Genomic DNA, 12836 nt, shown 5'->3' with positions numbered 1-12836 from the left:
CTTTTGATTGAATGTCGTATGAACAGCAGCTTTTGGATTTTCAATATATATTTTCTCTAAGACTTTATGAAATTATTATTTTCTTGCTATAAAAAAATAGTGTAAAATATTAAAGCGAAAAAAACAAAGAAGTATCAGGGGGAAAAGATGTGGTAAAAAAGTCGCAAGAGTATATTGTCAAGATTGACACGCTTAATCACCAGGCACAGGGCATTGCAAGAATTGATGGGTTTGTAGTGTTTGTTGACAATGTTCTTATTGATGAGGTTGTAAAAATCAAAATAGAAGAGGCAAAAAAGGAATATGCCAAAGCAAAACTGGTTGAAATTTTAGAAAAAAGCCCATATAGAAAAGACCCGGAATGCCCTTATTATGACTTTTGTGGTGGATGTCACTTAATGCATGCAAAATACCAGCATCAGCTGAAGCTAAAAAAACTTCTTGTTGAAGATGCTTTTAGGCGAATAGGTAAGCTCAGTCCTAAAATAAATGATGTTATTGGAATGGAAAACCCATTTAGATACAGAAACAAAACTGCACTTCCAGTAGGTGGAGATTATAAAAATCCCCAAATAGGATTTTATAAAAAGATGACACATGATGTTGTCCCTATAGATTACTGTCTTATTCAGCATAAGTTTTGCGATGATGTGATAAAAGGTATGAAAGAGCTGATAAAAAAGCACAAGATAGAAGTTTATGACGAAAGAAAACATCAAGGTGTTTTAAGGCACATTGTTGTTAGAAATTCATTTGCATTTGATGAAATGATGCTCATTCTTGTTTGTACCAAAGTACCTGAGAATTTAGAGGCCATCAAAAATGACATTTTAGATAGGTTTACCAAGATTAAGTCCTTCTTCGTCAACTTGAATCCTAAAAGGACAAATGTAATATTGGGTGAGGAAAATATATTGATTTGGGGCAGTAGCACAATAAAAGATAAGATAGGGAATTTAACATTTGAAATTTCTTCAAAATCATTTTTTCAGGTAAATTCTATGCAAACAGAGGTGCTCTACAGTCAGGTAGTAAAATATCTAAGGAATATTGATGCAGAAATTGTGTTTGATGTATACTCTGGAATAGGCACCATTTCCATGTTCGTCGCTCCTTTTTGCAAAAAGGTTTACGCTATAGAAATTGTTGAAGATGCAGTTGAAGATGCTAAAAAAAGCAGCAAGAATAATAATATTTCTAACATTGAATTTATATGCGGTAGTGCTGAGATTGAAATTCCAAGGCTGATGAAAAGCGGAATTATACCCCAGGCTGTGATTCTTGACCCTCCGCGAAGTGGATGTGAAAAAGAGCTCTTAGAAAGCTTAATAGAGCACAAGATACCAAACATAATTTATGTATCCTGCAATCCTTCAACACTTGCAAGAGATAGCAATATTCTTTGTTCAAATGGCTATGAAGTTGTGGAAGTTCAGCCTGTTGATATGTTTCCGCAGACATTTCATGTTGAGTGTGTGGCTTTGTTTAAAAAGAGAGAAGAGTAGGTGAATTTAAATTGAAAGTATCAATTGGCTATCTTCTATCTCCACTTGGGCTCATAAAAATTGTAGGACAAGACGACAGCATAGTATCAGTAGAGTTTGTTTCACACAAAGATGAGGAAGAGGTAATAAGCCCTGTTGTAAAGGAAGCTATTTTGCAACTTAAAGAGTATTTTGAAGGGAAGAGGACTGCTTTTGAGCTAAAACTTCGTTTAGATGGGACAGAGTTTCAAAAAAGGGTTTGGAGCAAGCTTATTGATGTTCCTTTTGGAAGTGTAATTTCTTATAGAGAGCTTGCGGAAAAAGTTGGAAAACCACAGGGCGCAAGAGCTGTTGGAAATGCCGTCGGCAAAAATCCAGCTGTGATAATTGTTCCGTGTCACAGAGTTGTCAAATCGGATTTAGACTTGGGTGGTTTTAGCGGAGGGATTGAGAAAAAGATTTGGCTACTTTCACATGAGGGATGGAAAATAGAAAACGGGCTTTTGAGAAAGTGATTTCTCCAAAAGCCCGCTTTTGTTTATATTTACGAATTTTCCTTTATATACTGCTGATAAAAATAGAAGCTGTCTTTTTTAATTCTCTTTTGGGTTTCATAGTCCACATATATAACTCCAAACCTTTTTGTATAACCCATTGCCCATTCAAAATTGTCCATCAAAGACCACACAAAATAACCCCGCAAATCTACTCCATTTTCAATTGCCTTTCTTGCTGCCTCAAAGTGCTGTTTTAAATACTCCACTCTCTTTTGGTCATGAACCCTTCCATCTTCTACCTTGTCGTTATAAGCAGCACCGTTTTCTGTTATATAAATTGGAATTTGTGGGTAACTTTCTTTAATCCAAATCAAAAGGTCAAAAAGTCCTTGCGGGAACACTTCCCAGCCCATTTCAGTGTATTCTCCTGCAGGATGTTCCCATCTTATTGGGAAAATCCAACCAGAATTTTCATCATAAAGCCTGACGGCACGTGTGTAGTAGTTGATACCAAGAAAATCAGGGAAAATGAAATTTTCTTTTACTTCCTGCTGCATATTATTGGCTTTTTGAGCTTCCAACAAATCTTTTTGAACAAGATAATCTAACAGCTTTTGTGGATAGCTTCCTTTAAGTACTGGATCAAGGAAAAGTTCGTTGTCAAGCTGACTGCTGAGGTTTACCATTTCTCTTTCAATTTCGCTTACCTTATATCCAAGACGTTCTGTTTGAAGGTAAACTGGAGTTAAATTTAATGTAATTCCTACTTCAACATCAATATTGTTTTCCTTTACAGCTTTTACAACCTTAAAATGAGAAAGCATAATGTTGTGCACAACATCCATTGCAACTTTAAAGTCTTTTATTCCTGGTGCGTGAATTCCATGCCAGTGGCCTAAAAAGGCAATACAATAGGGTTCATTGAATGTTATCCACTTTTTTACTTTGTCTTTATAACGGTTTATGATAAGCATTGCATATTCAAAATAATAATTTACAATTTCTGTGTTTGTCCAGCCGCCAATGTCTTGTAGCTTTTGAGGAAGGTCCCAGTGGTAAAGGGTGACAACCGGTTCAATACCGTTTTCAACAAGCTTGTTTATTAGTTTGTCATAAAACTCAAGACCTTTCTGATTTACATTGCCAAAACCGTCTGGAAAAATTCTTGTCCATGAAATGGAAAACCTGTAGGCTTTTAGCCCAAGTTCTTTCATAAGAGAGACATCTTCTTCGAACCTGTGGTAGTGGTCGCAGGCAACATCTCCATTATGACCATATAGAATATTTCCTTTTTGATGTGTGAACCTGTCCCAAATAGATTCGCCTTTTCCATCTTCATTCCATGCACCTTCAATCTGATATGACGCAGTTGCAGCACCCCACAAAAATCCTTTTGGAAAACTCATGTTTGTAAACCTCCTTGAGTAATAAAGCTTTTTAGTTGTGAAATCAATTACACTCATATCAAAATATATTGCCATATAAAATTTGAGTTTGCAAATAAAAATTTTAAATAAATATAGCAAAATTTTTAGATGTTTTTCACCAGCAGATGTTTTAGAAAAGAAACAAAAAAAAAGACACACCACTTTTAAAATACAAGGTGTGCCTCTTTTTGTGTAGTTTTATTTTCCTACTTTAAAGGGCTATTTTCCCATCACAACTTCAACTACATTTTCCTCATCAAGCAATTCTACTGGAATCAGATTACCCACAATTTCTTTTCCATTTACCAATATCTTTTTAACACCTTTTGAAATATGATCTGGATTTGAAACCTTAATGGAAAGTTTTCTTCCTCTGAAAACTCTCTCGAATTCAAAACCGTCCCACCATGATGGTATACATGGGTCAATTATAAGACCTTTGTAGTGTGGGCGAACCCCCAGGATATACTGTGTTGCTGCAGTAAATGCCCAGGTTGCAGTACCTGTCAGCCATGGGTTTCGTGCTCGACCAAAATAATATGGATGTTCTTTCCCAGTGATGAACTGAGAGTAAACATAGGGTTCTGCTGTGTAGATTTCAGCTATGTCGTTTTTGTTTGCGGGCAAAAAGGACATGTAATATTCAAAAGCATACTCTCCTCGACCCAAGATTGCCTCAGCAATAATTACCCATGTGTTTGCATGGCAAAAGATTGCAGCATTTTCTTTTAAGCCCGGTGGGAATGATGTTACAGCACCAACTTCAATGATATAGTCTACATATGCTGGCCAGTTTTTGACACAACCATGCTCTGTTGCAAGATACTTTTTAACACTGTCCATTGCGGTTTTTCCTTTTTCATCAACGAAAGCACCCGAGAATACTGACCAAGACTGGGAGTTTAAGAATATCTTAGTTTGCTCACTTTCTTTTGAACCAAGCTTTTTACCGCTTGCAAGATACCCTCGTACAAACCATTCTCCGTCCCATGTGTATTCTTCAAGAGCTTTTCTTATTTCATCTCGATATTGTTTATACTTTTCAGCATCCTCAGTTTTTCCAAGATACTCACAAAGTTCAATAAACTCTGTAAGAGCTTTAAAATAAAGCTGAGTTGACCATGTGCTTTCTCCACCGTTGCGAAGATTTATACAGTCGTTCCAATCGGCTGCAAGACCAAGCAACAGCCCATGTTTTCCTCTATGGTTCCAGGAAAACTCAAGTGCCGCTTTGAGATGTTCAAAAACAGTTGCGCTTCCTTCGTCAGCGTATTCAACAACCTCATCCAGTATAGAAAAATCGCCCGTTTCTTTAATGTAATGAGGCACAGAAATCAAAAGCCACAGATGATCATCTGAATAGATTCTATCACGTGGAGGAATATTGTGTTCACCTTGTGTCCATGTTAGAGGTTGAAAATGATGCATAGCATATCCTTCAGAAAGCTGCGCTTTTAAAAGCTCTATTAATCTTTTTCTGACTTCCTGAGGGATAGAATGAACAACACCGAGAATGTCTTGGCAAGAGTCTCTAAAGCCAAGCCCGTCTCTTCCACCAGCTTCAATAAATGAAGCAGACCTTGACCAGTTAAATGTTGTGTGGCATTGATACTGATTCCAAATATTTATCATAAGATTCATATTCTCATTTGGAGTTGAGCAAGAAAGTTTTGATAGTCTTTCAGCCCAGTAATTTTGTACTTTTTCAAATTCTTTTTGAATGTTTTCTTTATCTGCAAAAAGCTTTTTGTATTCTTTGCCCTCTTTGTAAGCATTACCAATTCCTAAAATAAATACAATATACTCTTCTTGACCAGGAAGTAGTGAAAACTTAACCTGTGTTGCTGCACATGGATTTCCACCTATTGCAATTGATCCAAAACATTTGCCTTGCACTATGGCTTCGGGTCTGCTTTCATCGTTGTAAGCACCTATAAAAACATCTCTGTCTGTATCAAAACTTTCTATTTTCTTGTTTGTGCATGTGAAAAATGCTTTTGGTTCATAAGGACTCCACAGTTTTATTGAATAGTCTATTATCTCATCTTCGTGATTATAGCCCATTCTACAGGTATAAAGAATGTATTGAAAGTCCATCATATCCAGCATTGAATTCCAAAGACAAAACTCTGTATAGGTAAAAAGCGAAAGTTCTTTTACTTCATTTGATTCATTTTTGACTCTTACTTCCCATATTTCTATAGGCTTATCAATTGGAACAAATATTTTAAGAGAAGATGTTATTGAGTCATAACTACTTTCAAAAATAGAATAACCAAGACCGTGGCGGCAAATGCTCTTAAAGCTTTCAAGAGATTTAGCTACAGGCTGCCAGCTTATTGACCAAAAATCTTTGGTTTTTTCATCTTTTATATATACATACCTGCCAGGTCTGTCCATTGGAATACTATTGAATCTAAAACGAGTAACCCTTCCAAGCTTGGGAGATTTATAAAACGAATAACCAGAAGCATTGTTGGAGATTATAAGACAGTAATCTGCTGTACCGAGATAGTTTACCCAAGAAGTAGGTGTTTTTGGGTTAGTTATAACATACTCCTTGTTTTTAGGATCAAAATAACCAAACTTCATAGAATTTTCCCCCTTGTGCATTTTTAAATTTCTTAGCTTAGCCCATGATGACTTCTACAAAATGCTCTTTGCCGTCTGAAAAAGCAGGTATTAGATTGGAAGACATTTCTTTGCCATCAACAATAACCTTCTTGACACCCTTTGATACTCTATTTGGGTTTTTGACTTCAATGTGATATATAGCATTTCTGAAAACTCTTTTTACTTTAAAACCTTCCCATGATGTTGGTATGCAAGGGTCTATCAAAAGCCCATCAAAATCAGGTCTTATTCCTAAAATCCACTGGGTCATTGCTACAAAGTTCCAGGCAGCAGAACCTGTCAGCCACGAATTTTTTGCTTCTCCTGGTTTGTATGCATCTTTTCCTGCAATCATCTGACAGTATACATATGGTTCAATCTTGTGCACATCACTAATCTCTTCCCTGTACGATGGTGCAATCTTTGACCAGTACTCAAATGCTCTGTCTCCTCTTCCGACAATACACTCTGCAATTATAATCCATGGGTTGTTGTGACAGAACACCGCTGCATTTTCTTTGTAGCCCGGCGGATAGCTTGTAATCTCACCAAGATGAATTTTGTACTCTGTAAAAGCTGGCTGAACTAAAACTATTCCATGTTCTGTGTCAAGATATTTTTTAACAGAATCAAGAGCAGAGATAGCTTTTCCATCATCAAGTCCTATTTGTGCCATCACACAAAAACCTTGTGTTTCAATAAAGATTTTTCCTTCATCGTTTTCTTTGCTACCAACCTTGTTGCCAAAATAGTCGTATGCTCTTAAAAACCATTCACCATCATAGCCATACTTTAAAATAGCCTCTTTCATGTTATCAATGTGTTTTTGAGCATCTTTGGCCAGTTCAAAATTTCCTATCTTTTCACACAGCTTTACAAATTCTTTTCCTACATATACAAACATCCCTGCAATCATGACAGATTCAGCAGTCTTGCCATCCTTGTTGTCACATGTCTGGAACGACTCGTCAGGGTTTGTTGAAAAAGCATTGAGGTTCAAACAGTCATTCCAGTCAGCCCTGCCGATAAGAGGAAGTCCATGTGGTCCTAAGTTGTTGACTACATGATAAAATGCCCTTTTTAAATGTTCAAACAGTGTTCCCATCTTTTCAGGATTATTTTCAAATGGGACTACCTCATCAAGAATTGACCAGTCTCCTGTCTCTTTTATATAGTGGACTGTCGAAAGTATCAGCCACAGAGGGTCATCATTGAAGTTTCCACCGATTTCATTGTTACCTCTCTTTGTAAGTGGCTGATACTGATGGTATGCCCCACCATCTTCTAACTGGGTTGCAGCTAAGTCTAAGATTCTTTCTCTTGCACGTTCTGGTATCTGATGTACAAAACCAAGTATGTCCTGGTTTGAGTCTCTAAATCCCATTCCTCTTCCAATTCCAGACTCAAAATATGATGCACTTCTGGAGAGGTTAAATGTAACCATGCACTGATATTGATTCCATATATTCACTATTCTATCTACTTTGTCAATGCCTGTTGACACATTGAACTTGTCCAAAAGCTTATCCCAGAATTCTTTCAATTTTTCAAATGCAGCGTTTACATCCTCTGGTTTTGAGAACTTTTCAATCATCTTATATGCCTTTTCTTTGTTAATGACGCCTTTTTTAAACCACTTCTTTTCAGGTTCATTTTCAACATACCCAAGAACAAATACAAGCTCTTTTGTTTCATTTGGCAAAAGACTTATTTCAATCATGTGAGAAGCAATTGGCGACCAGCCGTGTGCTTCGGAGTTAAAGCTTCTTCCTCTTTCAACAGCAGCAGGGTTTTCAAACCCTCTGTAAAGCCCTAAAAATGTGTCTCTGTCTGTATCAAAGCCGGAAATTGAAGTGTTTACTGAGTAAAAAGCAAAATGATTTCTTCTTTCTCTGTACTCAGTCTTATGGTAGATTACAGAACCTTCAATTTCAACCTCACCTGTTGAAAAGTTTCTCTGGAAGTTTGTCATGTCATCAAGTGCGTTCCACAAACAAAATTCGATTAGAGAGAAAAGTTTAATTTCTTTTTTATCGATTGTCTTGTTGGTAATTTTCAGATGATGTATCTCACAGTTTTCATCAACAGGGACAAAAAACCTTTGCTCAACCTCAATGCCATTTCTTCTGCCTGTGATAATTGTATACCCAAGACCGTGTCTGCATTCATAAAATTCAAGGTCTTTTCTTGTTGGCATCCATGATGGCGACCAGACATCATCCCCATCTTTTATGTAGAAATATCTTCCACCCATATCAAGCGGAACGTTGTTGTAACGAAATCTTGTTATTCTTCTGAGCCTTGCGTCTTTATAAAAACAATAACCTCCAGCGTGGTTTGAAATCAATGATAAAAAGTCTTTCATTCCAAGATAATTTATCCATGGATATGGAGTGAGAGGTGTTGTGATTACATACTCTCTTTTGGCATCGTCAAAATAGCCAAACTTCATTTTTGAAAACCCCTTTCTCAGAACATATTTAATCAGACAGCATGCCTATCTTAATTATACCTTTTTTGCCAAACTGCCAACTTTAATTATTTTGCTTTTATTTTGCACTATTTTGTCTTGAAGCTTTAAGGTTTAAGCACTTTATTTTTAGATATTAATAATCAGTCAAAATTGTGATATACTCAATATGGACAAAATTTTGCCGATTCTCAAATAACCAAGAATATCTAGAGTAGTTCTTTGGAGAGGGAGAAGAAGATTGAAGAAGGTTTGGATATTTAATCACTATGCAATCCCGCCAAAAGTTGGAGGAATTACAAGGCATTTTGATTTTGCTAAGCAGCTTGCAGAAAGAGGCTATAGCGTTACCATCTTTGCTTCAAGTTTTGACCACAAACAGAGGGTTGAGATGTTAGAAAAAGGCAAGAAGTTTAAAATAGAGGAATATGAAAAAGTAAAGTTTGTGTGGATAAAGACGTTTCCTTATAAAAAGAATGACATAAAAAGGCTTTTTAATATATTTTCATATGCCAAAAACCTTTATTTCATTGCCAGAAAGTTTGAAAGACCTGATGTAATATTGGCATCCTCATTTCATCCTCTTGCCTGGATTGTAGGGTATCTGCTGTCAAAAAAATTTAAATGCAGATTCATTGCAGAAGTAAGGGACCTTTGGCCACAAAGCGGCATTGACCTTGGCGCTTTGAAGGAAGGAAGTGTAATTGTAAAACTTTTAAGAAGTCTTGAAAAGTTTATTTACACAAAAGCAGATTATGTTGTGACAGTATTGCCAAAGGCAGACCAGTACATAGAAAGTTTGGGTATTGATAAAAAGAAGATTGTTCATATTCCAAATGGATGTGATATAGATAGATTTGATAGTCTTAAAAATGTTTTTTCAGAAGAAGCAAAAAAGATTTTAGATGAACATGAAGGATATTTCAAAGCTTGTTATCTTGGTGCGCTTGGACAAGCAAATGCAATGGAGACCATAATAGAGGCTGCAAAAATTGTTCAGGAAAATGGAGGAGATGGCATACATTTTTTGATAATAGGTGACGGTCCAGAAAAAGAAAAGCTTGAGAATATGGCAAAAGAGCTTGGACTTAGAAATGTATTTTTTTATTCTCCCATTTCAAAGCTTTCTGTGCCAAGCTTACTCAAAGGTGTAGACATAACACTTGTGGCTATGCATAATCTAAAAGTGTATAGGTTTGGAATATCTTTAAACAAACTGTTTGATTATCTTTGTGCTGCAAAGCCAATTGTTTTTGCAGGAAATGTAGCAAATGATATTGTCAAAGAGTCGGGTGCAGGAATTTCCTGTAGCAGTTATGACAGCAAAGCTTTTGCTGAGGCTATTTTGAGCTTGTATGCTATGTCAAAAGAAGAAAGAGAGAGAATTGGACAAAAGGGAAGAGAGTATGCCCAAAAGCACCATGATATAAAGATGCTTGCAGACAGGTTAGAAAAAATATTATAAGTGGAGATGGTAGGAGATGAAGTCGTATATTAAAAGCTATCACAAGCTGAGCAAATTCTTTGTTGTTCTTATGGACATTTTACTTATACACGCAGGTTACATTCTTGCATATATAATAAAATTCAACTTTACATTCCCTGAGCGAAATTTTATGCCTTATTATACATTGATTCCTCAGATAACTCTTTTTGCTCTTGTGCTTTTGAACATCTACGGACTTTATACTATTACCATGAAGACAATTAGCGAAATAGCATTTTCGCTTGGTCTGGCTCTAATGCTTCTGCAATTTTTAACTGTTGTATCAACATTTTTCTACAGACACTTTGCTTTCCCACGAAGTATATTTATAATTGCATTTTTTGTACAGTTTTTATTGCTTTTGGGATGGAGAGGGCTTGTTTTATATGTTTTCAAAAGAGTTCAAGGTGTCAAGCATGTGCTTGTGGTTGGTGAGATGCCAAAGGCGCAGGAGTTTGCTCAAAAGCTTCAGAATATTTCAAAAGGGTGGATTGATGTAAAATATGTTCTTGAACCAACAACTATTGAAGAGTTGATACCATATATAAAAGTAGTGGATACAATTTATCTTTATTCTAAAATGGATGAGAACTTGAAAAGTGAGATTGTAAGAAAGGCAATAGAATTCAAAAAACACATTTTCATAGCACCAGACTTTAGAGATATATTGGTTTCAAGAGCGAGAGTGATTCAGTTTGACGATGTTGCAACACTTTCAATTGAACAGCCAGAGCTGACTTCCGAGCAAAAGCTCATAAAAAGAGTGTGCGATATTCTTCTTGCATCACTTGCGCTGGTTATTGCTTTTCCGATAATGCTGATAATTGCAATTGCTATAAAATTTGACTCTGAAGGGCCAGTGATTTACAGGCAAAAAAGGGTCACAGAAGGAGAAAGAGAGTTTTATGTTTTAAAGTTCAGAACAATGGTAAAAGACGCCGAAAAGATGACAGGGCCTGTTTTGGCAACTGAAAACGACCCGAGGATAACAAGGGTTGGAAGGTTCTTGCGCGCAACCCGGCTTGATGAGCTTCCGCAGCTGATAAATATTTTAAAAGGTGAGATGAGCTTTATAGGTCCAAGACCAGAGCGACCATACTTTGTTGAGCAGTTTAAAAAGCTCTATCCTGAATATTCTCTACGCCACAATGTAAAGGCAGGACTTACAGGTCTTGCTCAGGTTTATGGCAAGTACGCAACAAGCCCAGAAGACAAGCTCAGGCTTGATTTGATATATATAAAGAACTATTCTGTATTTTTGGATATTAAAATACTTCTTTTAACACTCAAAACAATCTTTACAAAAGAGGCTGCTGAGGGGGTAAAAACCCAAAAAGAATAGGGGCTGCTTTTCTATTTTGTGAGGCAGCCCTGTTCTTTATAGTAAAATCCCAATAAAAATGAGCAATCGGCATATTTGGCACTACCAATTGGGTAATGCACTGCCGACTGCGTCGGGTTTTGTTTTTACTAATTTTTTGTCCGACATTTTTTATAGGCTTAAAAATTACATCTATACATTGTTCCATACCTCATCGTCAATATCATTATTCCAAAAATCTATACTACTCTCACTGGCGGACACCAAATCACTTAATAATTTTTTATCTTGCTTGTGTTTTAAAAACAAAATAAAATCTATAACTTCTTCAATTTGACTTTCCGGGATTTCCTCAATTAGCTTTAATAAAAAATTCTTATTTGCTCTCACTAATTTCACCTCTAAATTAATATTCACTTATCTATACCTTATTATTTTTCTAATGGGAGTTCTTCTTAGAAGTGTAGTCTCATAATCCTGAAACATTGTTGAATTGTTTATTTTGGTGGAGGCGGGGGGAGTCGAACCCCCGTCCGAAGGCATCGAACCCCAAACTTCTCCGGGTGCAGTCAGTGTATTAAGTTCTCGGGAAGAAAACGCCCACTGACAGGCTTTTTCCTCCCCAGCCTGAGATTTGTTCCGAAGTAAGGCTCAGGCTACCTTACTTCAGTGCCCCACATGGGTTGGCGCCCGGCTCGGAGGCTGTGGGCACCCCCGGCGGACGTTAGCTGCGCTTTAGGCAGCTAAAGCGAGTTCTGTTCTGTCTGCAGTTATTTTTCTTCTCGGTTTTTTATAGTGGTTCCGAGAAAACCACTACCCGCTATTTGGAATCCGACTGCCCCCGTCGAATTCCAAAACACGCCCCCTCATCTTAAATACTCCTTCATTTTCTTTCTTATCTCAAGCTCAGCATCTCTTTTTGCTATTGCCTCACGCTTGTCGTAAAGTTTTTTACCTTTTGCAACTGCAAGCTCTACTTTTATTTTACCTCTTTTCAAGTAAATCTTCAATGGGATTAAAGTGTAACCTTTTTGCTGAACATAACCTGCAAGTCTGTTGATTTCATGTTTGTGCAAAAGTAGTTTCCTATCTCTCATCGGGTCAACGTTAAAAATGTTGCCTTTTTCATATGGGCTTATATGCATGTTGTAAAGAAAAACTTCACCGTTTTCAACCCTGGCAAAACTGTCTTTCAGGTTAACATGACCAAGTCGCACAGACTTTACTTCAGTGCCTTTGAGTTCAATTCCTGCTTCGATTGTCTCTTCAATAAAATAGTCGTGATAAGCTTTGCGGTTTGTTGCTATGACTTTTATATCGTCTTGTTTTTTTACCTCTGGCATAGATTTCAACTCCTAAAATCTGCCTTTTAATTTATTTTGCAAAATTCTATTATATGAATTTTCGCGGAGTTTGTCAAGAGGTATATTATGTCCTCCCTCGAATAGGTGTAAAGATATTTACCATAGTGAAAAGATGTGCGAAAATACTAAAAGAGCAGAAAAATAAAAAAAGCGCCTTCCCTTCTTCTTTGCCCC

At 36.7% G+C, this 12836-nt stretch carries 9 protein-coding genes and 1 other RNA gene; 4 read left to right on the top strand and 6 right to left on the bottom strand.

Going from position 1 to position 12836, the window contains the following annotated elements; all coding sequences use genetic code 11:
* Positions 1–149 precede the first annotated feature (149 nt).
* Both rlmD and OTK01_RS11230 read left to right on the top strand, forming a co-directional pair.
* A complete protein-coding gene (rlmD, locus tag OTK01_RS11235; RefSeq protein ID WP_029228987.1) occupies positions 150–1505 on the top strand; it encodes a 23S rRNA (uracil(1939)-C(5))-methyltransferase RlmD in 1356 nt (451 codons plus the stop codon).
* A gap of 11 nt (positions 1506–1516) precedes the next feature.
* On the top strand, positions 1517–1999 hold the full coding sequence (locus tag OTK01_RS11230) for a methylated-DNA--[protein]-cysteine S-methyltransferase (protein WP_029228988.1): 483 nt from the start codon (positions 1517–1519) through the stop codon (positions 1997–1999).
* A gap of 29 nt (positions 2000–2028) precedes the next feature.
* On the opposite strand, the gene OTK01_RS11225 is transcribed toward OTK01_RS11230, so the two are convergent.
* The 3 genes from OTK01_RS11225 to OTK01_RS11215 all read right to left on the bottom strand — a co-directional run bounded on the left by OTK01_RS11225 (position 2029) and on the right by OTK01_RS11215 (position 8473).
* Entirely contained in the window at positions 2029–3387 is a 1359-nt protein-coding gene (locus tag OTK01_RS11225) for a GH1 family beta-glucosidase (RefSeq protein ID WP_029228989.1), read from the bottom strand.
* A 240-nt stretch (positions 3388–3627) separates the two neighbouring features.
* Positions 3628–6000, bottom strand: coding sequence for a glycoside hydrolase family 94 protein (locus OTK01_RS11220; protein ID WP_029228990.1), 2373 nt, complete (start codon positions 5998–6000; stop codon positions 3628–3630).
* 37 nt (positions 6001–6037) lie between these two features.
* A complete protein-coding gene (locus tag OTK01_RS11215) occupies positions 6038–8473 on the bottom strand; it encodes a glycoside hydrolase family 94 protein (RefSeq protein ID WP_029228991.1) in 2436 nt (811 codons plus the stop codon).
* A 259-nt stretch (positions 8474–8732) separates the two neighbouring features.
* Between OTK01_RS11215 and OTK01_RS11210 the strand changes: the two genes are divergently transcribed.
* Positions 8733–9956, top strand: a complete 1224-nt coding sequence (locus OTK01_RS11210; RefSeq protein WP_029228992.1) for a glycosyltransferase family 4 protein — start codon at positions 8733–8735, stop codon at positions 9954–9956.
* A gap of 16 nt (positions 9957–9972) precedes the next feature.
* The gene (locus OTK01_RS11205; RefSeq protein ID WP_029228993.1) at positions 9973–11319 is read left to right on the top strand and encodes a sugar transferase; all 1347 of its coding nucleotides are present in this window, start codon (positions 9973–9975) and stop codon (positions 11317–11319) included.
* 171 nt (positions 11320–11490) lie between these two features.
* Here the strand turns inward: OTK01_RS11205 and OTK01_RS11200 are convergent, their stop codons facing one another.
* From OTK01_RS11200 to smpB, 3 genes are all read right to left on the bottom strand, one after another.
* Positions 11491–11688 (bottom strand): DUF2281 domain-containing protein, encoded by a 198-nt coding sequence (locus OTK01_RS11200; protein ID WP_013433383.1) that lies wholly within the window; start codon positions 11686–11688, stop codon positions 11491–11493.
* Positions 11689–11801: 113 nt separating this feature from the next.
* Positions 11802–12164, bottom strand: a transfer-messenger RNA (tmRNA) gene (ssrA, locus tag OTK01_RS11195).
* A complete protein-coding gene (smpB, locus tag OTK01_RS11190) occupies positions 12165–12641 on the bottom strand; it encodes an SsrA-binding protein SmpB (protein WP_029228994.1) in 477 nt (158 codons plus the stop codon).
* Between the last annotated feature and the right edge of the window lie 195 nt (positions 12642–12836).

Origin of the sequence: Caldicellulosiruptor acetigenus (assembly GCF_026914305.1) — a bacterium.
GTDB lineage: Bacteria > Bacillota > Thermoanaerobacteria > Caldicellulosiruptorales > Caldicellulosiruptoraceae > Caldicellulosiruptor > Caldicellulosiruptor acetigenus.
This window is presented reverse-complemented; position numbering and strand designations above follow the sequence as displayed.